Origin of the sequence: Stagnimonas aquatica (assembly GCF_003730135.1) — a bacterium.
GTDB classification, from domain to species: Bacteria; Pseudomonadota; Gammaproteobacteria; order Nevskiales; family Nevskiaceae; genus Stagnimonas; species Stagnimonas aquatica.
The window spans coordinates 907,415-929,282 of the sequence record NZ_RJVO01000001.1 but is presented as its reverse complement, the minus strand read 5'-3'; the positions used below and the strand labels follow the sequence as shown (position 1 = coordinate 929,282).

Annotated in this window: 20 protein-coding genes; 11 read left to right on the top strand and 9 right to left on the bottom strand. The window is 67.8% G+C overall.

The features are described 5' to 3' along the window. Window positions 1-157 precede the first annotated feature (157 nt). The 5 genes from dnaN (at window position 158) to ED208_RS16990 (ending at window position 7,236) form a co-directional block, all read left to right on the top strand. The gene (dnaN, locus tag ED208_RS04030) at window positions 158-1,264 is read left to right on the top strand and encodes a DNA polymerase III subunit beta (RefSeq protein WP_123210555.1); all 1,107 of its coding nucleotides are present in this window, start codon (window positions 158-160) and stop codon (window positions 1,262-1,264) included. Window positions 1,265-1,288: 24 nt separating this feature from the next. After that, a complete protein-coding gene (gene recF / locus ED208_RS04025) occupies window positions 1,289-2,389 on the top strand; it encodes a DNA replication/repair protein RecF (RefSeq protein WP_123210554.1) in 1,101 nt (366 codons plus the stop codon). A 30-nt stretch (window positions 2,390-2,419) separates the two neighbouring features. Beyond that, the gene (gyrB, locus tag ED208_RS04020) at window positions 2,420-4,822 is read left to right on the top strand and encodes a DNA topoisomerase (ATP-hydrolyzing) subunit B (protein ID WP_123210553.1); all 2,403 of its coding nucleotides are present in this window, start codon (window positions 2,420-2,422) and stop codon (window positions 4,820-4,822) included. 95 nt (window positions 4,823-4,917) lie between these two features. Continuing rightward, window positions 4,918-6,792 carry a CocE/NonD family hydrolase gene (locus ED208_RS04015; RefSeq protein ID WP_123210552.1) on the top strand — a complete coding sequence of 625 codons (1,875 nt, stop codon included), beginning with the start codon at window positions 4,918-4,920 and terminating at the stop codon, window positions 6,790-6,792. Between the two features lie 93 nt (window positions 6,793-6,885). Continuing rightward, window positions 6,886-7,236, top strand: a complete 351-nt coding sequence (locus tag ED208_RS16990) for a hypothetical protein (protein ID WP_148044680.1) — start codon at window positions 6,886-6,888, stop codon at window positions 7,234-7,236. Here ED208_RS16990 and ED208_RS04010 read toward each other — a convergent pair. Then, window positions 7,233-8,111, bottom strand: a complete 879-nt coding sequence (locus ED208_RS04010) for a DMT family transporter (protein ID WP_158608421.1) — start codon at window positions 8,109-8,111, stop codon at window positions 7,233-7,235. The genes ED208_RS16990 and ED208_RS04010 overlap by 4 nt on opposite strands. 104 nt (window positions 8,112-8,215) lie before the next feature. Between ED208_RS04010 and ED208_RS04005 the strand changes: the two genes are divergently transcribed. Continuing rightward, window positions 8,216-8,956: a ParA family protein gene (locus ED208_RS04005; RefSeq protein WP_123210550.1), complete on the top strand. Its 741-nt coding sequence runs from the start codon at window positions 8,216-8,218 to the stop codon at window positions 8,954-8,956. A 29-nt stretch (window positions 8,957-8,985) separates the two neighbouring features. Here the strand turns inward: ED208_RS04005 and ED208_RS04000 are convergent, their stop codons facing one another. After that, window positions 8,986-10,077 (bottom strand): 5-(carboxyamino)imidazole ribonucleotide synthase, encoded by a 1,092-nt coding sequence (locus ED208_RS04000; protein ID WP_123210549.1) that lies wholly within the window; start codon window positions 10,075-10,077, stop codon window positions 8,986-8,988. Continuing rightward, window positions 10,074-10,550 carry a 5-(carboxyamino)imidazole ribonucleotide mutase gene (purE, locus tag ED208_RS03995; RefSeq protein WP_233574764.1) on the bottom strand — a complete coding sequence of 159 codons (477 nt, stop codon included), beginning with the start codon at window positions 10,548-10,550 and terminating at the stop codon, window positions 10,074-10,076. The genes ED208_RS04000 and purE overlap by 4 nt, the downstream gene beginning before the upstream one ends. A 169-nt stretch (window positions 10,551-10,719) precedes the next feature. On the opposite strand from purE, the gene ED208_RS03990 reads away from it, so the two are divergent. Beyond that, a complete protein-coding gene (locus ED208_RS03990; protein ID WP_148044679.1) occupies window positions 10,720-11,385 on the top strand; it encodes a DUF6989 domain-containing protein in 666 nt (221 codons plus the stop codon). A gap of 148 nt (window positions 11,386-11,533) precedes the next feature. Here the strand turns inward: ED208_RS03990 and ED208_RS03985 are convergent, their stop codons facing one another. The 3 genes from ED208_RS03985 to ED208_RS03975 all read right to left on the bottom strand — a co-directional run bounded on the left by ED208_RS03985 (window position 11,534) and on the right by ED208_RS03975 (window position 16,657). Next, window positions 11,534-12,268, bottom strand: coding sequence for an SIMPL domain-containing protein (locus ED208_RS03985; protein ID WP_123210546.1), 735 nt, complete (start codon window positions 12,266-12,268; stop codon window positions 11,534-11,536). A 79-nt stretch (window positions 12,269-12,347) separates the two neighbouring features. Next, complete coding sequence (locus ED208_RS03980; RefSeq protein WP_158608420.1) at window positions 12,348-13,442, bottom strand: efflux RND transporter periplasmic adaptor subunit; 1,095 nt, start codon at window positions 13,440-13,442, stop codon at window positions 12,348-12,350. 71 nt (window positions 13,443-13,513) lie between these two features. After that, window positions 13,514-16,657, bottom strand: coding sequence for an efflux RND transporter permease subunit (locus tag ED208_RS03975; RefSeq protein ID WP_123210544.1), 3,144 nt, complete (start codon window positions 16,655-16,657; stop codon window positions 13,514-13,516). Window positions 16,658-16,785: 128 nt separating this feature from the next. Here ED208_RS03975 and sufT point away from each other — a divergent pair, with 128 nt between their 5' ends. The 3 genes from sufT (at window position 16,786) to ED208_RS03960 (ending at window position 19,020) form a co-directional block, all read left to right on the top strand. Beyond that, complete coding sequence (gene sufT / locus ED208_RS03970; RefSeq protein WP_233574763.1) at window positions 16,786-17,334, top strand: putative Fe-S cluster assembly protein SufT; 549 nt, start codon at window positions 16,786-16,788, stop codon at window positions 17,332-17,334. A 61-nt stretch (window positions 17,335-17,395) separates the two neighbouring features. Next, window positions 17,396-17,782, top strand: coding sequence for a Co2+/Mg2+ efflux facilitator ApaG/CorD (gene apaG, locus ED208_RS03965; RefSeq protein ID WP_123210542.1), 387 nt, complete (start codon window positions 17,396-17,398; stop codon window positions 17,780-17,782). 56 nt (window positions 17,783-17,838) lie between these two features. Next, the gene (locus ED208_RS03960) at window positions 17,839-19,020 is read left to right on the top strand and encodes a GGDEF domain-containing protein (RefSeq protein ID WP_123210541.1); all 1,182 of its coding nucleotides are present in this window, start codon (window positions 17,839-17,841) and stop codon (window positions 19,018-19,020) included. On the opposite strand, the gene ED208_RS03955 is transcribed toward ED208_RS03960, so the two are convergent. The 3 genes from ED208_RS03955 to mutM form a co-directional block, all read right to left on the bottom strand. Next, on the bottom strand, window positions 19,014-19,307 hold the full coding sequence (locus tag ED208_RS03955; protein WP_148044678.1) for a hypothetical protein: 294 nt from the start codon (window positions 19,305-19,307) through the stop codon (window positions 19,014-19,016). The two genes, ED208_RS03960 and ED208_RS03955, sit on opposite strands and share 7 nt — an antisense overlap. Before the next feature lie 79 nt (window positions 19,308-19,386). Then, window positions 19,387-20,685: an NADH:flavin oxidoreductase/NADH oxidase family protein gene (locus ED208_RS03950; protein ID WP_123210539.1), complete on the bottom strand. Its 1,299-nt coding sequence runs from the start codon at window positions 20,683-20,685 to the stop codon at window positions 19,387-19,389. 66 nt (window positions 20,686-20,751) lie between these two features. Beyond that, window positions 20,752-21,585, bottom strand: coding sequence for a bifunctional DNA-formamidopyrimidine glycosylase/DNA-(apurinic or apyrimidinic site) lyase (gene mutM, locus ED208_RS03945; protein WP_123210538.1), 834 nt, complete (start codon window positions 21,583-21,585; stop codon window positions 20,752-20,754). 41 nt (window positions 21,586-21,626) lie between these two features. Here mutM and ED208_RS03940 point away from each other — a divergent pair, with 41 nt between their 5' ends. Continuing rightward, complete coding sequence (locus tag ED208_RS03940; RefSeq protein ID WP_123210537.1) at window positions 21,627-21,842, top strand: TIGR02450 family Trp-rich protein; 216 nt, start codon at window positions 21,627-21,629, stop codon at window positions 21,840-21,842. Window positions 21,843-21,868 lie beyond the last annotated feature (26 nt).

Genomic DNA, 21,868 nt, shown 5'->3' with positions numbered 1-21,868 from the left:
GTTTTTATCCACCGGAAGTACAGCCTTAATTGACGCTGCAGCAGGGGTTGGAACGGGCCTTAAAATTAAGTCTAACGTGTTGATGTAAAAATAGTTTTAGGACTTATCCCCACGCTTGGTGTCGCATTAATATTATTACTGTTGAGGATTCCTGTTTATGCATATTCGTCATGTCCGCAACGAACTTCTCGGCGCACTCCAGACCGTGGTTGGCGTTGTGGAACGACGCCAGACCTTGCCAATCCTTAGCAATGTCTTTCTCGAAGCCCGTGATGCCGAGCTGGTTGTACGTGCCACCGATCTCGAGATCGAGATGGAAGTCAGCACGCCGGTGCAGAACCTGAAGCCTGGCAAGGTGACTGCACCGGCCCGCAAGCTCTACGACATCCTGCGCGGCTTGTCCGAAGGCGCGGAAGTCAGTTTCGAGATTGCCGAAGAAGGCCGCATGCTGGTGCGTTCGGGCAAGAGCCGGTTCACTCTGGCGACTCTGGGGGCGGAGGAGTTTCCCTCCCTCGCCGGCATTCAGGCTGACACCCAGGTCACGCTGACGCACAAGGCCTTGCGTAGCCTGATCGAACGGGTTTCTTTCGCGATGGCACAGCAGGACGTCCGCTACTACCTCAACGGCATGCTGCTGCACATCGGCCCTCAGTGGGTGCGTGCGGTCGCTACCGATGGTCATCGACTGGCGATGTCTGAACTCGCGCTGGAAACCGGCGTGAAAGAAGACCTGCAGATCATCTTGCCGCGCAAGGCCGTGCTGGAACTGGCGCGTCTGCTGGACGGCGGCGATGCGGAGGTCACGCTCAGCATTGGCGGTGGGCAGATTCAGGTGCAGCTGCTCAATCTGCGGATCACTTCCAAGCTCATCGACGGCCGGTTCCCGGACTACGAGCGGGTCATTCCCGACTCCCAGGACCGGCGTGTACTCGGGCAGCGTGAGAAAGTCCGAGCCGCTCTGTCGCGTGCGGCGATTCTCTCCAACGAGAAATTCCGTGGAGTCCGTTTGCAGCTGGAGCCTGATCTCCTGCGCATCCAGACCCAGAATCCCGAGCGCGAGGAAGCCGAGGAAGAAGTCGAGGTGGAACTGGACGGGGAGCCGATGGAGATCGGTTTCAACGTGACCTACCTGCTGGACGCGCTCGACGCGATGAAGACCGAGAACTTCGTCCTGGAACTTCGCGGTCCCGATGCCAGCGGCCTGTTGTTCGAGGCCGGTGAAAGCACACACAGCAAATACGTGGTGATGCCGATGCGGCTCTGAGCGAGCCGCTCGCGTTCTTGCTCGATGCGTATCGCCCGGGTCGCAGCGGAATCGCTGCGACGCTTCGAGCAGTTCCGTCTGGATCCGCACCCTGGGATCAATATCCTGCACGGTGCCAATGCCGCCGGTAAGACTTCGGTACTTGAAGCAATTTACCTGGCTACTCGGGCGGGCAGTTTTCGCGCCCGACGTGTCGAGGAGTTGATCCGCGAAGGGCAGTCGCTCGCCCGTGTACAGATTGCCTTGGCGGAAGACGTCAGCGGCGGAGCGCCCGCCACGCCATGGTCGGTGCTGGTTCAGCGTGGCGAAGTACAGGTTCGTCGACTCGGTGAACTCAGCAATCGCAAAGAGCTGGCCGAGGCCGCCCCGGTTGCCTTGGTGGATCGCCAGTTGCATCGGGTTTTCGAAGAGGGCCCGGTTTATCGCCGCCGCTACCTCGACTGGGGATTGTTCTACGTGGAACAGTCCTTTTTTTCGCTTTGGCGTCGGTACGAGCGTGCTCTTCGGCAACGCAATCAGGCTCTGCGCCAACGCCTGTCGCCGCCGCAGATTGCGGCCTGGGATCCGGAACTGGTCGTCGCTGGCGAAGCCTTGCAGGCGATTCGACGCAATCACCTGAAGGTGCTGGAAGGCGAGGTGAGACTCTGGCTGGCTCGCTTGCTGGATACTGATCGGATCAGCCTACAACTGGTCGCTGGCTGGGACGAAAGCCTTGATCTGCAATCCGCGATCAGCCTTGGGCTCGCAGGCGACCGCAAAATGGGTTTTACCCATGCTGGTCCGCACCGAGCGGAACTGCGGCTGCGCTTCCAGGAGCGCGACGCGCGTAGCTTCGTCAGCCGGGGACAACAGAAGCTGCTGGCGGTGGCGATGATTCTGGCTCAGGCTAGCTTGGTGGCCCGGGTCCGTCAGAACAGCCCGGTGATCCTGCTTGATGACCTGGAAGCAGAGCTTTCCCAGGACTGGCAGCGTCGCCTGCTCGCTGCCTTGGCCGACTATCCCGGACAAAGCATGGTGACCTCGTTAGAATGGCGAGTTGGATTGATGCCTGCGGGCAATGCCAGCACTGCCCACCGCGTGTTCCACGTGGAACATGGAAATTTGAGCGCTACGGATTCTGTCTAGCCGACGCTCCAAAGTAAGCCGGAAATCGAGATGTCAGATCAAGAAAACAAGTACGACGCTTCCAGTATCCAGGCTCTGGAGGGCTTGGAGGCAGTGCGCAAGCGTCCGGGCATGTACATCGGCAACACCGATGACGGTTCCGGTCTGCACCACCTGGTTTTCGAAGTCGTCGACAACTCGGTGGACGAGGCGCTCGCCGGCTATTGCTCGCAGATCGATGTCATCATCCACGCCGATGGCAGCGTTACCGTCACCGACAACGGCCGCGGCATGCCGGTGGACCTGCACCCGAAATTCAATGTTTCGGCGGCCGAAGTGATCATGACCGTGCTGCATGCAGGCGGTAAGTTCAATCAGAACTCCTACAAGGTTTCCGGTGGCCTGCACGGGGTCGGCGTATCGGCGGTGAACGCGCTGTCCAGCCGCCTGCTGCTGAGTGTCTGGCGTGACGGCCAGGCCTACCAGCAGGAATACCAGTGCGGCAAACCGGTGGCGCCGATGAAGACGCTCGGTCCCAGCGACCGCCGTGGCACCGAAGTCCGGTTCTGGCCCGATGGCAGCATCTTCAAGCTCACCGAATTCCATTACGACATCCTGGCAAAGCGCCTGCGCGAGTTGTCGTTCCTGAATTCTGGTGTGCGCATCAATCTGCGCGAAGAACTCAGCGGTCGCGAGGATCTGTTCGAGTTCAAGGGCGGCATCCAGGCCTTCGTCGACTTCCTCAACAAGGGCAAGACCCTGGTACACCCGACGGTGGTGCACTTCGTCAGCCAGCAGGACCGGGTTTCCGTGGAAGTCGCCCTGCAGTGGAACGATAGCTACGAAGAGCGGGTTCTCTGCTTCACCAACAATATTCCCCAGCGTGACGGCGGCACCCACCTGTCTGGATTCCGCGCCGCGCTAACCCGCTGCTTGAATGCCTACATCGACAAGGAAGGCTTGGCCAAGAAGGAGAAAGTCGATTTCTCCGGCGAAGACTCCCGCGAAGGCCTGACCGCGATCATCTCGGTGAAGGTGCCGGAGCCGCGCTTCTCCAGCCAGACCAAGGACAAGCTGGTTACCGAGGAAGTATTGCCGGCCGTGAATGCCGCCATGACCGAACACTTCGGCAACTTCCTGCTGGAAAACCCGAAGGAGTCCCGCAATATCGCCGGCAAGATGATCGAGGCCGCCCGCGCCCGTGAAGCCGCCCGCAAGGCGCGCGACATGACCCGGCGCAAGGGCGTGCTCGACATCGCCGGCCTGCCCGGCAAGCTCGCCGATTGCCAGGAAAAGGATCCCGCCAAGTCGGAGCTGTTCCTGGTCGAGGGCGATTCCGCCGGTGGCTCCGCCAAGCAGGGCCGCGACCGAGCTTTCCAGGCCATCCTGCCGCTCAAGGGCAAGATTCTGAACGTGGAGCGCGCGCGTCTGGAAAAGATGCTCAGCTCGGCTGAAGTCGGCACCCTGATCACTGCCCTGGGTTGCGGTATCGGTCGCGACGAGCTCAAGCCGGAGAATCTGCGCTACCACCGCATCATCATCATGACCGACGCCGACGTCGACGGCGCCCATATCCGCACCCTGATCCTGACCTTCTTCTACCGGCACATGCTGCCAGTGCTGGAACGCGGCCACATCTACATCGCGCAGCCGCCCCTGTACAAAGTAAAGGCAGGAAAATCAGAGAGTTATGTCAAGGACGATCATGCCCTGACGCGCTGGCTGATGGGCCAGGCACTGGACGAGGCCGAGTTGATCCCGGGCGCTGGCCTGCCGGCGCTGCCCTCGGAGCGCCTGAAGCGGCTGATGGAGGAGCGCGCTGCCATCGGGGATGCCCTGGCGCGTCTGGGCCGTCGTTACGATGCCTTCGTGCTGGCTCGTCTGCGCGTGCACGCGCCGCTGCCGACTGACGAGGCCGGCATGGCCGGCTGGGCCGAGCGCTTCTACACCGATCTCAACAGCACCGGCGCGCTGAACGGGGCCTATGCAGTGCAGGCGCGTCTGGTGAATGGTCACCCGCAGCTCACGGTGATCCGCAACCAGCACGGTGCCGAGCACAGCACCCTGTTCGGCGAGGACTTCTTCACTGGCGGCGAGTACCGTCAGATCGTCGCCTTCAACGAAGCCCTGCGCGACCTGATCAAACCCGGCGCGGTGGTACGCCGTGGCAATCGCCAGAAGGCAGTGGAAAGCTTCGCCGAAGCCGACGACTGGCTGATGAGCGAGGCCCGTCGCGGCCTGCACATCCAGCGCTACAAAGGCCTGGGCGAGATGAATCCCGAGCAGTTGCACGAAACCACTCTGGACCCGGCCAATCGCCGTCTCGTGCAGGTCAGCATCGAGGATGCGGTGGCCGCCGACCTGATCTTCACCACGCTGATGGGCGAAGACGTAGAGCCGCGCCGCGAGTTCATCGAGAAGCATGCGCTGCTGGTCGGCAATCTCGACGTTTAGAATCGGCCTCGCCGGGGTCGCGTTCCGCGCGGCCCCGGTGGCCTAAGACAGCAGAGCCCCTCAAGGGGCCGGATCGAATCTTGGAGGAGAACCCCATGAACCTGCCCCAGGCAGCCCGTGCCACCCTGTCCGTGGCGCTCGCCAGCGCGCTAAGCCTGCTTGCTGCCTGCGGCGGCGCGGGCGACAGCAGTGACCGCAGCAGCGGGATCGGCAACGAAACCGGCGCCAAGCAGGCCTGGTTCCACTATCAACGCGCCGAAGAGGCACCAGGCACGGTCTCCCAGACCGGCTTGAAGATCACCCTGCGCGACGGCGTCCAGCTCTCGGCCTCGGTGGCCTTGCCCGCCGATGCCGACGGTAAGGCGCTGCCCGGGCCGTTCCCGGTGATCCTGACCCAGACCGGCTACAACAAGAGTATTCCGGCGATCCCGGCCAGCAATGCCTTCCTGGTCCGTCATGGCTATGCCCACCTCAGCGTCGATGTGCGCGGCACGGGCCTGTCCGGCGGCACCTGGGAGGCTTTCGGCGAGAACGAACAGGGCGACTATCTGGAAGTGATCGACTGGGCCGCCAAGCAGAGCTGGAGCAACGGCCAGGTCGGTACCTGGGGCGCCTCGTTCATGGCCATCACCCAGTTGTTCACCGCCGCCCACCAGCACCCGGCGCACAAGGCGGTGTTCGCCATCGTGCCGATGGGCGATGCCTACCGCGACATCGTGTTCAGCGGCGGCCAGGTCAACATTGGTTTCATTCCGCTGTGGATGGGCCTGGTCACCGGGCTCGGGCTGTTGCCGGTGGAGCCGGACCCGAATCTGCCGCTGGTGCTGGCCGAGCACCTGCTCGGCGCCCTGACCCAGTTCCAGGTGCCGGTCATCGCCCAGGCGGCGCTTGGTCTGGGCGGGCAGAACTACGACAGCGAGTTCTGGCGCCTTCGTTCGCCGCTGGAATACACCGACCGCATCAAGGTGCCGACCTTCGTCGTCGGCGGCCTCAACGACATCTTCCAGCGCGGCGAGCCGCTGCTGTACGAGGCGCTCAAGGGCCACGCCACCAGCAAGCTGCTGATCGGCCCCTGGCAGCACCTGGATGGCTCGATGGGCGAAGGCCTGCCGCGCGACAACGTGCCCGACCTCGATTCCATCGCCCTGATGTGGTTCGACCGCTACCTCAAGGGCCTCGGCAACCAGGCCGAGAGCGTGCCCAACGTCACCCAGTATCTCTGGGGCGAGGAACGCTACAGCACCGCCAGCGACTGGCCGCACCCGCAGGCCCGCCCGGAGCGCTGGTACCTGCGCGGCGACCAGAGCCTCAGCCGCGCCGCACCCGCGGCCGACGAATCCAGCCGCGTTGCCCTGCAGCAGCCGGTCAATGGCCTCTGCTCCACCAGCACCTCGCAGTGGACTGCCGGCCTGCTCGGCGCCACGCAACTGCCCTGCTTCAGTGACAACCGCCTCAACGAGGCCCTGCTGGAACTGAGCTACACCAGCGAGCCGATGGCCGAGGACTACTACTTCAACGGCCCCATCCAGGCCGATCTCTGGGTGTCATCCACGGGCACCGACGCCGGCGTGCTGGTGCGGGTCACCGAAGTGACGGCTGACGGTGTCTCGCACGAGCGCAGCAACGGCATCCTCACCGCCTCCTTCCGTGCTGTTGATGAGGCACGCTCGCGCAAACTCGGCGGGCAGATGATCCAGCCCTGGCATGCCTACACCGAAGCCTCGCGCCAGCCGCTGGTGGCCGGCGAGCCGACGCTGCTACCGGTCGAGGTATTTCCGACTGCCGTCGTGATCAAGAAGGGCAACCGCCTGCGCATCACCGTCAGCGGCAGCGACTTCCCGCATGGTCTGCCGCCGGTGACCGATCTGGTCGATCAGGCGCTGGGCCTGATCACCTTCTACAGCGACGCCGCCCACCCCTCCAGCGTGCTGCTGCCGGCGGTGCCGGTGAGCGCCATCACCAGTCCCTGAGCGATCGCCGAAGCACGGGAATGCCGTGCGTTTCCAACCTCCACGGTCTGCGGCGCATCCATACGCCGCAGTCGTTCCGGAGGAGAGACGCCCATGAAAAGGAATTCGCGGAGTCCGTGGCTGGGTCACCGCCGCGCCAAGGCCAGCCGCTTGCTGGAAGCCATCAACACTGGCGTGGTTGCCGCCGCCCTGCTGGCCTGTACCGCGTTGGCCTTCGCCGCGCGGGCTCCGGGTGTTCCCGACGGGCCTGCCCATGCCCTCACCGTGGTGCGGCTGGAAGGCTTGGTGGTTACACCCCAGGGGAGCTACGGCGCCAAGGCCTGGGCTGAGCGGCAACTGGCGCTGCGTACCAGCGACAGTCCGCTGGCTTTGAGTCGGCCATCGCCGCAACGCCAATGCCGTCTGCCCTCGGCGCCGGCCCAGCCTCGGACCCAGACCTGCTAGGCCCCCTGCGCCGCGTCGTCGCCCGCGTGCCGGCTGGCCAGCCAAGCGGCACCGAGGATGCAGAGCCCGCCCGCCAGCAGCGTTGTTCCCGGTGGCTCCTGCAACAGCCACCAGGCCAGCAGCACCGCATAGGGCACTTCCAGGCTGGCCACCAGCGCCACCGTCGAGGTCGGCAAGCGCTGGAGTGCCAGCAGCAGCGCCAGGTGCGGCAAGGCGGTGAACAGGCTGCCGAACAGCAGCAGCCAAGCCCAGGTCGATGCATCCAGGTGCAGGCCGCGCAGGCTGGGCAGTCCCGCGAGCGCCACCACTGCGAACTGCGTGCCGGCGAGGCCCAGGCCCGGTGCCTGCGCCAGTCGCTCGCGCACCAGCAGGTTGCGCAAGGCGTAGAGCAGCGCCGCCAACAGGGCCAAGCCCGCCGCCAGGGGCGCCGGTTGCTGATCGCCGAACCTTGGCAGCAGCACCAGGGCCACGCCGAGACTCACCGCAGTCGCCGCCAGCAGGCTGTGCCTGGCCGGCCAGCGTCGGTGCAGCCAGGCTTCCAGCAGCACGGTCATGGCCGGCGAGCTGTAAACCAGCACCACCGCCAGGCCCACGCCGCCGCGCTGGATGGCCTCGTAATAGGCCCACCAGTGGCCGCCCAGCAGCAGTCCACTGAGCAGCAGCCAGCGCTTACCGGCACCCGCCAGCCAGGCCCAGGAGCTTCGCCGCGCCAGCGCCAGGCTCAGCAACAGCAGCGCGGCGATGGCGGTTCGCAGGCTGACCAGTTGCTCGGCCGGCAAGGCAATCAGGCGCGGGAACAGGGCCGTACCCCCCAGCAGCAGCGCCGCGCCGTGGGCGTACCAAAGAGCGCGACGGGAGGAGGAAGAAAGCGGCATCGCGCAGGGCCGTTGGGGGACGGCGGCGATGGTAGCCCGGCGCGCCGCCGGCAGAGCGACCGTTGCTGGCGACATAATGCGCTGGAGCCCGCAGGGAGCGGTCCATGAAGACAGTCGCGCTCTACCACCTCAAGGGCGGTGTCGGTAAGACCGCCGCCGCGGTGAATCTCGCCACCCTGGCCGCCAGGTCCGGCCTGCCGACGCTGCTCTGGGATCTCGATCCCCAGGGTGCCGCCAGTTGGACGCTGCGCGCCGAAGCGCCGGAAGCGGCCAAGCCGAAATCGCTATGGACCGGCGGCGCCCCCATCGGCCAGTGGGTTCAGGAAACCGCCTGGCCGAACCTGTCGCTGATCCCGGCCGATCTCGCCAGCCGCCATCTCGACACCTGGCTGCGCAAGGACGGCCGCGACACCCTGGCGACGCTGCTGGAGCCACTGTCCGAGAGCTATTCGCTGTGCGTGCTCGACTGCCCGCCCAGCCTCTCGCACCTGGCCGACAACATCTTCGCCGCCGCCGACCGGGTGCTGGTGCCGACCGTGCCCACCCACCTCTCGCTGCGCGCGCTCAAGCAGGTGTTGGACTACTTCGCCGAACACGACTTCCCCAAGGCCAAGCTGCGCGGCTTCTGGTCCTTGGCTGACCGCCGTCGCGGTCTGCATCGGGCGCTGATCGAGCAGCCGCCCAAGGCCATGCCCAGGCCTTACAAGGCGGTGATCCCCTACGCCTCGGGGGTGGAGAAAATGGGCGAGCACCGCGCGCCCATCGAGGACTACGCCAGCAGCCACCCGGCCGCCGAGGCCTACCGGCTGCTGTGGAAGGAACTCAAGGCCGATCTCAAGCCCTGAGTGATTTCAGGGCTGCGCGGCGACCCGGCTCAGCCGGCGTAGCGCTCCACCAGCGTCTGCACCGGCGCCAGCAGGGCCAACAGCTCGTCGTGGTGATCGGCGGTGACGGTGACGTGGCCGATCTTGCGCTGCGGCTTGGGGGTCTTGCCGTAGAGGTGCACATGCACGCCGGGCAGCGCGGCCAGTTCGGCCACCGGCGGCGCGTCGCCGATCAGGTTCACCATCGCCGAAGCCCCGCGCAGACGGGTCCCGCCCAGGGGCAGGCCGGCTACCGCGCGCAGGTGATTCTCGAACTGCGAGCACTCCGCGCCTTCGATGCTCCAGTGACCGGAGTTGTGCACGCGCGGCGCGATCTCGTTGGCCAGCAGGCGGCCGCCGGCGACGAAGAACTCGAAGGCCAGCACGCCGACGTAGTCGAGCTGCTCGGCGACCCGTCGCGCGTAGTCCTCGCCCTCGCGCTGCAGCGGATCGGCCAGGGTCGGTATCGCGGTGCGCAGGATGCCGTCGCGGTGGACGTTCGCCACCAGCGGGTAGAAGCGCATCTGGCCGTCCTGCGCGCGCACCGCCAGGCAACTGACTTCCCGCTCGAAGGGGATGAACTGTTCCAGGATCAGCGGCTGCGAGCCCAGGCGTTCCCAGGCGGCTTCCAGCTCGCTTTCGCTGCGCAGCACGGCCTGGCCCTTGCCGTCGTAGCCCATGCGCCGGGTCTTGAGCACCGCCGGCAGGCCGAGCTGGCGCACGGCCTGGCGCAGGCCTTCCAGCGAGCTGATCGCCGCATGCGCCGGCACCGGAATGCCGAGGCGCTGGAACAACTGCTTCTCGTGCAGGCGGTCCTGGCCGGCGGTGAGCGCCGCCGGTGAGGGATGCAAGGGAATGCGGCTGGCGACGAAGCCAGCGCTCTCGGCGCTGACGTTCTCGAACTCGAAGCTGGCGACATCGACGCTGACGCAGAACTCGGTCAGCGCCCGCTCGTCGTCGAAGCCGGCCTGGATATGGCTGCCCAGCGGCGCTGCGCAGGCCTCGGTGGCGGGGTCGAGAAAAACGAAATCGAGATTCAGCGGATAGCCCGCCAGCGCCAGCATCCGGCCCAACTGGCCGGCGCCCAAGATGCCGATCTTCATAGGACGGGAGTCAGTTCCAGCGGCGCGTCTTCCAGAACCTTGCGGGTCTGGGCGGCGCGGAAAGCGTCCAGGCGCTCGGCCAGCGCGGCGTCCTCGTTGGCGAGGATGGCGGCGGCCAGCAGCGCGGCATTGGTGGCGCCGGCGCGGCCGATCGCCAGGGTTCCGACCGGAATGCCGGCCGGCATCTGCACGATGGAGAGCAGCGAGTCCTGACCGTTGAGCGCCTTGCTCTGCACCGGCACGCCCAGCACCGGCAGGCGGGTCTTGGCGGCGCACATGCCCGGCAGATGGGCGGCCCCGCCGGCACCGGCGATGATCACCTTCAGGCCACGGCCGACCGCCGCTTCGGCGTAGTCGAACAGCAGGTCGGGGGTGCGGTGGGCGGAGACCACGCGGGCCTCGTGCGGCACGCCGAGATCAACCAGCGTCTGCACGGCATGCTGCATGGTCTCCCAGTCGGACCGGGAGCCCATGATCACACCGACGAGGGGTTTAGCGGAGGCGCTGTCGCGCGGACTTTCCGGCACGAGGTTTCCGTTGTTTGGCGGGAAAGTGCCCAATTCTGCCATCCTGCGCGGGATGCTGCATGTTTTGCCGTTCGGTGGCGTGGCGGCCGCCGGGGCCAGGAAGGACAATAAGAAAATGATCGACAGCCCCAACCAGGCCTCCCTCCGGGACGCCGCCCTGTTCCACCTGGCGTTCTTCGCCCTCGCCCTGCCGCTGACCATCGGCCTTGAGGGCCACAACCTGGGCCGCGCGCTGATCTGGCTGGCGGCGCTCTACAACCTGGCGCTGCCGCTGGCGGCGCGTTGGCGCCGGCACCCGCAGTGGTATGTGCTGTGGACCTTCCTGCTGCCGCTGTCGCTGACCCTGCCGGCTGCCGACTGGATGCTGGTCAAGCGCATGGGCACCCTGGTGTTCCCCAACTACGGCGTGCCCAAGCTCGCCAACGTGGTGCCGGTCTACTTCGCCGGCATGTGGATCATGCTGCTCTGGCCGATCACGCTCTATGCAGCGGCGGTGAAGCGCGGCTGGTCCTACCTGTTCGCCGGCGTCGCCGCCCTGCTGCTGTTCCTGCTCTGGGAATGGGCGGCGCGGCCGCTCAATCTCTGGTACGCGCAGGACGTCAACATGGTCGCCGGCTTCGCGCTCTACCCGCTGATCCCGGAAGCCCTGCTGGCGGTCGCCGCGCTGTGGATGTGGCGGGTCACCGCCGAGGCGCCGCGCTGGCAGAAGATCGCCGGCGCGCTGGCGGTGACGGTGTTCTACGCCGGCGCGCTGTCGCTGTTCCTGCTTTGGGTCAAGTAAGGCCGCCGGAATCCGTCTGATCCGAGCACGCGCCGCGCAGCAGCGCCCCTCTGCGGCCTCTCGACCGCCCTGCGGTGTTGCGCAGTGCCCCATCAGCGCGGCATTCCCGCCCCGCAGGGAACGCCGCCCGGTGCCGGATCCGACTGCCTCAGTTGAGGCCGACCAGATCGAACTCGACCGTGACGCTGGCATTGGCGCGGATCTGGCCGCCGGCAAAGCCCATCTGCTCGTTGCCGGACATCTCCGGCGCGGCATCGGCGCGCATCGCCATGGCCTTCACCATCGGCACTGGCGGCGGTAGCGGCTGGCTGCCGCCGGCGACGACATTGCGTGCCGCCCCCAGCTTCAAGCCCAGCGTTTCGGCCAGCACCTGCGCCTGCGCCTGTGCGTCGGCGGCGGCGCGGGCCAGGGCGCTGCGTTCGATTTCCTTGAGCTTGGACGACTCCAGCACCGGCGGATTGACCTGATTGACGCCCGCCTTGGTGGCGCGCAGCAGGGCGTCGCCGAGCTGGTCGAGCTTGCGCACCGTCAGCTCGATCTGGCGGCGCGCCAGATAGCCGCGGAAGCGCTGCTGGTTATCCACCCAGTCGTACTCGGGATTCACCGAATAGCCGGCGGTGTTGATGTCCTCGTCCTTGATGCCGAGCGTCTTCAGCTCGCCGAGATAGGCGCGCACGACCTTGTTGACCTCGGTCTCGGCGAGCCGCAGGTCGAGGTTGCGTGCCTCCACCGCCATCGACAGCCGCGCCCGGTCGGGCAGGCCGCTGGCCTCGCCCTGGCCGCTGACGGTGACCACCCGTGCCGCCGGCGGTGGCGGCTGGGCCTGGGCAAGCGAGGCGGTAGTGAGCAGCGCGAGGGCGGGCAGCAGCAGGGCAGGACGCATTGGGGACTCCCAGGGAGGACAGAGCAGATCGGTGTCGCAAATTAGGTGAGCAGTGTGAACGCGGACTGAAGTGTGCGCCTCAACCGCGCCCGCCCGCCGCACCGGTCTGGCGGGCGACGGCGCTGCTGAGGTCGACCACCTTCACCGGCGCGCCGTCGGCCAGGGTTTCGGCGCCACGGATCACGACCTCATCGTCGGGCGCCAGCGCGCCCTCGACCGCCACGTAGGCGCCATCGGCGACACCCAGGCGTACCGGGATGCGCTCGGCGACGCGGCTCTGCTGCGGGCCGTCCCTGAGGCGGAACACGGCATTGCCCTCGGCGCGGATCACCACCGCGTCGCGCGGCACCACCAGGGCATTGCGCGCCGCCTCCAGCGGCAGCTCGACGCGCAGGGTCTCGCCTACCGGCGGTTGCGGTTTGAGGCTGGCGACATCCACCAGGGCTTCGAAGGACTGCGACCGGGCATCGCCCACCGGCACCACCGCGCGCACCTTGCCGGCGCTGGCAATGCCGGAGGCGCTCAGCACCCTGACCTCGGTGCCGTTGTGGATCGCCCGCACATGGCGTAGCGGCAGGAACAAGCGCAGCTCGAGATTGCCGGTATCGGCGAACCGCGCGATCAGCTCGCCACGCGCCGCCTCCTCGCCAGCGCGCTTGATGCGCTCGCTGACCACGCCGGCGACCGGCGCGCGCAGCACCGCGCGGCTCAGGCGCTCCTGGGTCTGGCGCAGGCTGACGCGGGCGATTTCCAGATCGCCCTTGGCGAGATCGCGGACGTCCTCGGCCTGGTTGAGCTGCACCCGCGAGATGGCGGTGCCGGCGGCGCGCAGGCGCTCGGCCTCGCGCTCGGCGGCCTTCACCGCCACCTCGCCACGGGTGACCCGCGCCTGCTGCTCGGCGCGCTGCAATTGCAGCTCCTCGATGTCGAAGCGCGCCACCACGTCGCCGGCCTTCACCTCGGTGCCCGGCTCCGCCACCCACAGCAGGCGGCCGGCGACCGGCGCGGCGAGATCGGCGGCGGCGCGCGACTGCACCACGCCGGTGACGGTGACGCTGGGCGCGATGGCGCGCAGCTCGGCGCGCGACACCCGCACCGCCGAAGGCGCGGGACCGCCCTGGGCAAAAGCCGAGGCGGACAGGACCAGCAAGGAGAGGAGCAGGGCGCGGTTCATGGTTCGGGCCTCGAAGATTCGGATGAGTGCTTGCCTCCCCCGCCAGCGGAGGAGAGGGGCAGTACGTGGGTTCATCTGCCTTGGGCCTCCAGCTCGCTGACCGGCGTACTGGCGAGCCTTGCCGCTGGCTTGCGTGCCTCGCCGATGCGCAGCAGCGCCGGCATCAGGAACCAGGTGAACAGGGTGCCGATCACCATGCCGCCGGCGACCACCGCCGCCAGGCCACGGTACACCGCGCTGCCCAGGCCGGGCATCACGATCAGCGGCAGCATGCCCAGCACGGCGGTGAGCGTGGACAGCACGATGGGACGGGCGCGGGTCTCCAGCGCCTGTTGCACGGCGTCGCGACGCGCCATGCCGGCGTGCTCGCGGGCGCGGGTCTGGTCCACCAGCAGGATCGCGGCGTTGACCACCAGGCCGAGCAGGATGATGAAGCCGATCATGGTCAACAGATCCAGGGCCTGGAAGCTGAACAGCCCGAGCAGGCGCAGCGCGGCGATGCCGCCGGCGGTGCTGACCGGGATCACCAGCATCACCAGCAGCGAGTCCCACACCGAGCGGAACAGCGCCGCCATCAGCGCGAACAGGATCAGCAGCGCCAGCGCGAAGTTGTTGGCCATCGCCTTCAGCGCCTCCTGCAAGTCGTTGGCGGAGCCGGCGTAGCTGAGCTGGGCGTTGTCCGGCAGCACTGCCCGCACCTTGGGCTCCACCTGCTCGCGGATGCGCTCGATGGCCTCGTCCAGGCTCATGTCCTCCGGCGGCTCGAAGCCGACGGTGATGGTGCGGCGGCCGTTGATGCGCGCCAGCTCCGAAGGCCCGACGGTGGTCTGGATACGGGTCAGCTCGCCGACCGTCTGGATGCCGGCCTGCGGCGTCATCAGCGGCAGCTCGGCGAGCTGCTCGGGGCTGGTCCACTCGCTGCCCTTGAGGATGATGTCGAGCCGCTCGTTGCCGTCGAAATACTCGCCGGCCCACAGGCCGCCGGTGTAGGCGCGCAGGCTGCGCGAAACGGTGTTGCGGTCCAGGCCGGCGCGGCTGATGCGCCACTCGTCGGGCTTGAGCTGCAACTCCGGCTGGCTGAATTCCAGCGGCGGGTAGGGCTGCGGGAAGGTGTCGGGGATGGCCTTGGGGATTTCCTGCTCGGCGACCTTCGCGGCCGCCATCAGCCCCTCCAGCTCCGGGCCTTGCAGCCAGAGCCGGATCTCGCGGGCATTGTTGCCGTCCACGCTCAGCAGCGAGCCACGGTTGGCGAAGGCGGCGGTATCCGGCAGCCCGGCGAGGATCTCCTCCTTGAGCAGCTTCACCACCTCCTGGGTCTTTTCCGGGTCGCGGGCATAGGCCACCACCACGCCCTGGCCGCCACCGGCGAAGGCCGAGAAGTTGTAGTACTTGATCGCCGGTTCCTTCTGGCCCTCGTAGTAGGGCTGCAGGCGGGCGATCACGACCGGCGCCACCTCGCGCTGGAAGGTCGCCAGATTGCCGCCCGGCGGCAGGCGGAAATTGCCCCAGACGTTTTCGGTGGGCGCCACCGGCAGGTAGTCGGGCTTGGGCCGCATCAGCAGGGTGAAGGCCGTCGCGCCGACCACCAGGGCGACGATCCAGGCGGCCCGCGCTGCCGGCGCCTCGGTGGCGCGCATCGCCAGCCGCGCCATCGCCTGCCACCAGTGGCCGTGGCTGTCGGCGGGGATGCCGCGCGCCAGCGCCCAGCGGTTGGCGGCCGGGATCACGGTCATCGCCACCAGCAGCGAGGCGGCGTGGCTGACGCTCATGGTGATCGCGAGATCCTTGAACAGCTGGCCCTCCAGGCCCTCCATGAACAGCACCGGCAGAAAGATCGCGACGCTGGTGAGCATGGAGGCGAACAGCGCCGGGATCACTTCGCGGGCGCCGTCCAGCGTCGCGTCCCAGGCGTTCTTGCCTTCCTGCACATAGCGCAGGATGTTGCCCTGCACGATCAGCGCGGCGTCGATGACGATGCCAGTACTGAAGGCGAGGCCGGCCAGCGAGATGACGTTGAGCGTGCGCTCCAGCGCATGCAGGGTGATCACCGCGAAGGCCAGCGACAGCGGGATGGTCGCCGCCAGCACCAGCAGGGCGCGCGGCCCGCGCAGGAAGTACCAGAGGCCGCCGACCGCCAGCAGGATGCCGATGATCAGGCTCTCCTGCACGAAGCCCACCGCCCGGCGCACGTAGACGCTGGCGTCCCAGGAGAGATCCATCACCAGCTTTTCCTGCGCCAGCGGGCCGGCGTTGAGTTCGGCGATGGCCTCCTTGATGCCGTCGAGCAGGCCGACGATGTTCGACTCCGAGGTGCGGTTGACGGTGATGTAGTAGCCCGGCACGCCGTTGCGGTAGGTGAAGGCGCGGGCGTCCTGGTAGGCGATCTGGATGTCGGCGACCTCGCGCAGGTACAGCGGCCGCTCGCCCTGGCTGCCCAGCGGGTCGGTCGTCTTGCCGCCGCCGCTCCAGCCGACGATCAGCTCGCCCAACTGGCTCACCGGCTCCTTGCCGGTGAAGCGCACGGTGAACTGCCGGCGGCCGACATTGGCGAAGCCGGCGGAAACATCGCGGGCGCCGGCCACCAGCTCGGCCAGTCGCGAAGGCGTCAGCCCCAGCGCCGCCAGCCGGTGCGGGTCGAAGGACACCCGCACCTCGCGCGGCCGGCCGCCTTCCAGGTTGACCCGCGAGACGCCGGGCACCCGCGCCAGCCGGGGCTCGACCACCTCTTCCATCAGCTTCTGATAGACCGAGGCCGGGTCGGTGACCGGGTTGCCGGGCAGCGGCCGCACCAGCATCGAGGCGGCATTGGCGCCCTGCCAGTTGTCGCCGGCGAACACGCGCGGTTCGTCGGCATCCGGCGGCAGGCTGGGCAGGGTGTTGAGGCGGCTGACCACGTCCAGCATCACCCGGGTCATGTCGGTGCCGATGCCGAAGGTCAGCGCCACGCCACCAAAGCCGCGACCGGCGTTGGCGCGCATCTCCTTCATGCCCGGCAGGCCGCGCATGGCCTCCTCGATCGGCTCGATCAGCGCTTCTTCCAGCTCGCTGGGCGCGGCCTCGCGCCAGCCGACCTGGATGAACAACTGCGGCTGCTGGGTGTCGGGCAGCAACTGGATCGGCAGCCGCGCCATCGCGATCCAGCCGAACAGCAGCACCAGCAGGGCGGCCGCGATCACCGCCGCCGGATTGCCGATGGAAAATTTCTCCAGGCGCATGTGTTGTCTCCCCTCCGGGCGCCGCCGCCGCAATGCACGGGCACGGCAATTCCCGGCTTCGATACGCCAGCCGCGCCGGGGGTTTAAGATGCGCGCCGGAAAAGTTTCCTTCTGGGTGGTTAGTAGCCGTGCAGGGTCAGGAAGAAGTCACCTTCAGCCGCGACGTCATCGGCGTCCTCATACCGCAGGGCACCAAGGTGGAGTTGCCGGAGGGCGCCGTCGGCGTCATCACCCAGGCACTGGGCGGGAGCTACACCGTGCAGGTGCAGGGCCATCTGTTCCGCATCGACGGTCAGGACGCCGACTCCATCGGCAAGCCCAAGCCGGCCAAGCTGGAGCTGCCGGAAAACCCCACCGACAAGGAAATCGAGCAGGCGGTCTGGAGCCAGTTGAAGACCGTCTACGACCCCGAGATTCCCATCGACATCGTCAACCTCGGCCTGGTCTACGACTGCCATGTGCTGCCCGGGACCAGCGACGAGGTTCGCAAGGCCAGCATCCGCATGACCCTCACCGCGCCCGGCTGCGGCATGGGCGACACCCTGGTGGCTGACGTCAAGACCAAGGTGGCTTCGGTGCCGAAGATCGCCGAGGTGGAGGTGGAGCTGACCTTCGACCCGCCCTGGACCCGCGACATGATGAGCGAGGAAGCCCAGCTCACCGCCGGGTTCATGTAGAGCCCGGCCGTGAACCTGCCCCGCTCGCCAAGAATCCGGTCCGGCTTTTAGGCCAGCCGCCATGAGCGAAACCCTGACCCGCCATGTCCGCATCCGCGTGCGGCCGGAGTACCTGCCGGCGCAATCCATGCCGCAGGTGCAGCGCTGGCTGTTCGCCTACCAGGTCGATATCGAAAACCTGGGCAGCTATGCGGTGCAGCTGCTGAACCGCCACTGGGTCATCACCAACGGCGAGGGTGAGGTCGACGAGGTGCGCGGCCCCGGTGTGGTCGGTCAGCAGCCGCTGCTGCAGCCGGGCGAGAGCTTCAGCTATACCAGCGGCTGTCCGCTGGACACGCCGGTCGGCACCATGCACGGCGAGTACGAGATGCTGATCCCCGCTACCGGCGAGCGCTTCGATGCTCTGATCGCGCCGTTCCGCCTGGCCGTGCCGGGCGCGCTGAATTGAACGCCGCCATCGCCCGCGCAGCGGGTGGCGCCGAGGCGGTCGGCAGACACTGAAACATGCTCGACACCCGTACCCTGTACGCGGTTCTGGTGCTGCTGTACCTGTTGTTCGGCGTGCAGCAGCTGGCGACCTGGCGGCTGCGCTACGGCGGCTCGCCGATGCTGCTCTGGGCCCTGTCCAACCTCGCCGGCTTTGCCGCCAACGGCCTGATTGGCCTGCGTGACAGGATCCCGGACTTCTGGTCGATCATCGTCGCCAACGGGCTGGTGCTGCTGTCATTCGGGCTGATGTGGGCGGGGCTGCGCCGGTTTGCGGAACTGCGGGTGTCCTGGCGGCTGGTGCTGCTGGCCCCGGCGGCGCTGATGCTGTTGCTCTGGCAGGTGGACGCCGTGGGACGCAACCTCAGCGTCCGCATCCTGCTGATGGCGGCGCTGCTGGCCGGCTACAGCGCCGCCTGCCTGGTCGATGCCTGGCGCGCCCAGCGCCGAGAGCCGCTGCGCATGCGCTATGCCGCGATGCTGGCCTTCGCGCTCCTGCTGCTGGTGATGCCGGTTCGGGCGCTGGTCACGCTGCGGCTGGGCGCGCCGACGCAGGGCTATCTGTCGCCGGACCTGACCCAGGCGCTGGTGACCCTCATGGTGGTGCTCACCGTGCTGCTGTGGAACCTGTCGATCATGTCGATGAGCCACGAGCGGCTGGAAAACCGCCTGCGCGGCATGGCCTACAACGACCCGCTCACCGGCGCCTACAACCGCGCCGGTTTCCGCAATCTGGCCCAGCGGCAGTTGCAGCGCAGTGCCCGCGACCGCCAGCCGGTGTCGCTGCTGCTGATGGATCTCGACCACTTCAAGCGCATCAATGATCACCACGGCCACGAAGCCGGCGATGGCTTGCTGCGCGGCTTTGTCGAAGCCGTCCAGCAATGGGTCCGGCCCGGCGATCTGCTGGCCCGCTACGGCGGCGAGGAGTTCTGCGTACTGCTACCCGGCAGCCAAGCCAGCGAGGCCGAGGTGGTCGCCGAGCGCATCCGCGCCGGATTCGAGCAGCTGCGCCTGGGTGGCGCGCTCGCCGCCGTTGGCACCACGGTGAGTATCGGGGTGGCGGAGTTGCCGACCGCCAGCGTCGATCTGGAGGAAGCACTGCGGCGCGCCGACCAGGCGCTCTATGCCGCCAAGCACGATGGCCGCAATCGCGTCGTGTTGGCCGCACCGCCGGCGCCGGGGGGCGGCGCTCAGTAACCGTTGCTGCGGATCGAGGTGTCGAGCCGGCTCAGGGCGCGGCCGAGGTCGGTTTCGCCGGTGCTCTGCAAGTCCTCCTGATCGTAGACCCGTCCCGCGCCGGCGACCTTCGGACATTCGCCCTTGTCGTCCCGCTGCGGGCTGATGCGCGAGCCGGTCGGGGCTTCGCAGCGTTCCAGCTTGGGGGTGGATTCGGGTTTGGCCTGGGCCTCCTCGGCCTGGGCCGGCAGCCAGCCCGGCAGGGTCAGCAGGGCGGCGAGCGTCATCGCAAAACGGATATGGCGCATGGTCGATCTCCTTGAGGCGGGTCGGTTCGGGGTGGCGCCTTCCTACAACGCCGCCGCCCGCGAACTGAGGACCGGGCTCCTAGGACCGCCGCATCCGCCAGGCCGTTCCGTACTCGTTCTTCAGGTAGCGCAGAAAGGCCGCCAGCACGCCGCGTTGCAGGTTCAGTGGCTTGCCGTCGGCGAGATCCTCGATGTGCGCGTAGTACCAGCCCATCTGGCCGAGCAGATTGATCAGCTTGACCACGAAGCTGCCGGAACTGGGCGCGAACATCCCGCCGCCCAGCTTCAGGCTCTTCTCGAAGGCCGGCGCCTCCAGGCTGGCGCCGCTGAGCAGGCGCTTGGGCAGGTCGGGCTCGGTGCACAGCGGCCGCGCCAGGCCGATGACGTCGATGTCGCCGCTCTCCAGCGCCGCCTCCATCGCCGCGCGGTGACGGAAGCCGCCGGGCATCAGGATCGGCATAGTCGCGACCTTGCGGATCGCTGCCGCGTATTCGAGGAAGTAGGCCTCGCGCTGCTGGGTGCTCTGGCGTGCTGGCCGGGCGTCTTCGGTGCGGCCCTCGTAGCCCAGCAGCTTGGGCTGCTCATAGGTGCCGCCGGAAACCTCCAGCAGATCGACGCTCTCGGTGTTCAGCCACTGCACCAGCTGCAGGCAGTCGCTGAACTCGAAGCCGCCTTTGCGGAAGTCGTCGGAATTGAGCTTCACCGACAGCGGAAAGTCCGGTCCCACCGCCTTGCGCACGGCGCGCAGGGTTTCCAGGAGGAAGCGCGCGCGGTTCTCCAGCGGGCCGCCCCAGGCGTCCTGGCGCTGGTTGGTGACCGGCGAGAGGAAGCTGGACAGCAGATAGCCGTGCGCCGAGTGGATCTGCACGCCGGTGAATCCGGTCTCGCGCGCCACCCGCGCCACCGCCGCGTAGCGCTGGATGAAGTCGAGGATCTCCGCCTCGCTCAGCGCCCGTGGCCGGCGGTAGTTGCCCATCAGGTCGAGCTGCACCTCCGAGGGCGCCAGCGGCTGCTTGGCCACATACCAGGGCGATTGCCGGCCGGCGTGGCTGATCTGCATCCACAGATGGTTGCCGGCGACGGTGCCGGCCTGCGCCCAGGCGCGCAGGCGCTCGTAGCCCTCGTGGCCCGGCCGGTAGGCGGAAGCCGGGTCGATGGCGACATTGCCCGGTCGCTCCATCACCCGCTTGTCGATCATCACGTTGCCACTGATGAGCAGGCCGGCGCCGCCCTCGCTCCACTGCCGGTAGAGCCGGTTGTGGCGCTCGCTGGCGTACAGGCGCGGGTCGGACAGGCCCTCGGTCATCGCCGATTTGCAGAGACGGTTGGGGAGCCGAGCGCCGCAGGGCAGGCTCAGGGGTTGCGCGAGTCGCGTCATCGTCGGTTTCTCCTGGAACGCGGCGACGCTACCGCAGTTCCCTGCTGACGAGAAAGGCCGGCGCCGTCAGCGCTGGCAGCGGGGGCAATAACAGCTCTGGCGATTGCCCAGTCGCAAGCTCCTGATGGCGCTGCCGCAGACCCGGCAAGGCTCGCCCTCGCGGCCGTAGACGTAGAGATCCTGCTGAAAGTAGCCGGAACGGCCATCGGCGCCAGCGAAGTCGCGCAGGGTGGTGCCGCCCTGCTCCACGGCTTCGGCCAGCACCTCGCGCACCCGCTCGGCCAGCCGTACGTACTCGGCGCGGGTGACCTTGCCGGCCGGCCGGGTCGGGCGGATGCCGGCGCGGAACAGGCTTTCGGCGGCGTAGATGTTGCCGGCGCCGACCACCACGCCGCCGTCCATCAGGAAGGTCTTCACCGCCGCGCTCTTGCCGCGCGCGCGCTCGAACAGATAGTCGCCGTGGAAGTCGGCGGAGAACGGCTCCGGCCCCATGGTTTCCATCAGCGGGTGCCTGCCCTGCGCCGCCGGCCAGGGCAGCACGGCGCCAAAGCGGCGCGGGTCGTGGTAGCGCAGCAGCACGCCGCCCTCCAGCTCCAGATCGAGATGGTCGTGCTTGCGCAGCGGCTCCGGCGCGGTCAGCACGAACAACCGGCCGGACATGCCCAGGTGGACGATCAGCCGGTCCGGGGCATCGGCATCGGCGCTTTCCAGGCGCAGCAGCAGGTACTTGCCGCGGCGCTCGGTGGCGACGATGCGACGGCCTTCGATCCAGCCGGCGAACTCGGGCGGCACCGGCCAGCGCAGACGCGGTTCGCGGACCACCGCGCGCAGCACGCGACGGCCGAGAACGTGCGGCTCGACGCCGCGGCGGACGGTCTCAACTTCGGGCAATTCGGGCATGCTGGAATTCTACGGGCTCGCGCCCTCGTCTCCGTTTCACGATGAATCAGATCAATCCGGAAAAGCTGCTGCTCAGCAAGTGGACTGCCCGGCAGCCGCAGCACCGCGAAAAGCATTTCCTGGTCACCAAGCTGCTGCGCGACGAGCAGGAGCGGGTGATCGGCTGTCTGCTCGAAGCGGTGCTGAGCCGCCGTAGCGAACAGATCGACTGGCGCCAGCTGCGCGAATCCGAACACTGGCTGCCCGGCTGGCGCTGAGCCCGCCCGCGCCCGCACACTGCCGC

Bases quoted from the DNA above. Each gene is read 5' to 3' on its own strand.
- purE (WP_233574764.1), bottom strand. From the start codon at position 10,550: ATGGGCTCCCGGTCCGACTGGGAGACCATGCAGCATGCCGTGCAGACG.
- ED208_RS03990 (WP_148044679.1), top strand. From the start codon at position 10,720: ATGATCGACAGCCCCAACCAGGCCTCCCTCCGGGACGCCGCCCTGTTC.
- ED208_RS03975 (WP_123210544.1), bottom strand. From the start codon at position 16,657: ATGCGCCTGGAGAAATTTTCCATCGGCAATCCGGCGGCGGTGATCGCG.
- recF (WP_123210554.1), top strand. From the start codon at position 1,289: ATGCGTATCGCCCGGGTCGCAGCGGAATCGCTGCGACGCTTCGAGCAG.
- ED208_RS03980 (WP_158608420.1), bottom strand. From the start codon at position 13,442: ATGAACCGCGCCCTGCTCCTCTCCTTGCTGGTCCTGTCCGCCTCGGCT.
- apaG (WP_123210542.1), top strand. From the start codon at position 17,396: ATGAGCGAAACCCTGACCCGCCATGTCCGCATCCGCGTGCGGCCGGAG.
- ED208_RS03940 (WP_123210537.1), top strand. From the start codon at position 21,627: ATGAATCAGATCAATCCGGAAAAGCTGCTGCTCAGCAAGTGGACTGCC.
- ED208_RS04000 (WP_123210549.1), bottom strand. From the start codon at position 10,077: ATGAAGATCGGCATCTTGGGCGCCGGCCAGTTGGGCCGGATGCTGGCG.
- ED208_RS04015 (WP_123210552.1), top strand. From the start codon at position 4,918: ATGAACCTGCCCCAGGCAGCCCGTGCCACCCTGTCCGTGGCGCTCGCC.
- ED208_RS03960 (WP_123210541.1), top strand. From the start codon at position 17,839: ATGCTCGACACCCGTACCCTGTACGCGGTTCTGGTGCTGCTGTACCTG.
- mutM (WP_123210538.1), bottom strand. From the start codon at position 21,585: ATGCCCGAATTGCCCGAAGTTGAGACCGTCCGCCGCGGCGTCGAGCCG.
- ED208_RS03955 (WP_148044678.1), bottom strand. From the start codon at position 19,307: ATGCGCCATATCCGTTTTGCGATGACGCTCGCCGCCCTGCTGACCCTG.
- ED208_RS04005 (WP_123210550.1), top strand. From the start codon at position 8,216: ATGAAGACAGTCGCGCTCTACCACCTCAAGGGCGGTGTCGGTAAGACC.
- dnaN (WP_123210555.1), top strand. From the start codon at position 158: ATGCATATTCGTCATGTCCGCAACGAACTTCTCGGCGCACTCCAGACC.
- ED208_RS16990 (WP_148044680.1), top strand. From the start codon at position 6,886: ATGAAAAGGAATTCGCGGAGTCCGTGGCTGGGTCACCGCCGCGCCAAG.
- ED208_RS03985 (WP_123210546.1), bottom strand. From the start codon at position 12,268: ATGCGTCCTGCCCTGCTGCTGCCCGCCCTCGCGCTGCTCACTACCGCC.
- ED208_RS04010 (WP_158608421.1), bottom strand. From the start codon at position 8,111: ATGCCGCTTTCTTCCTCCTCCCGTCGCGCTCTTTGGTACGCCCACGGC.
- ED208_RS03950 (WP_123210539.1), bottom strand. From the start codon at position 20,685: ATGACGCGACTCGCGCAACCCCTGAGCCTGCCCTGCGGCGCTCGGCTC.
- gyrB (WP_123210553.1), top strand. From the start codon at position 2,420: ATGTCAGATCAAGAAAACAAGTACGACGCTTCCAGTATCCAGGCTCTG.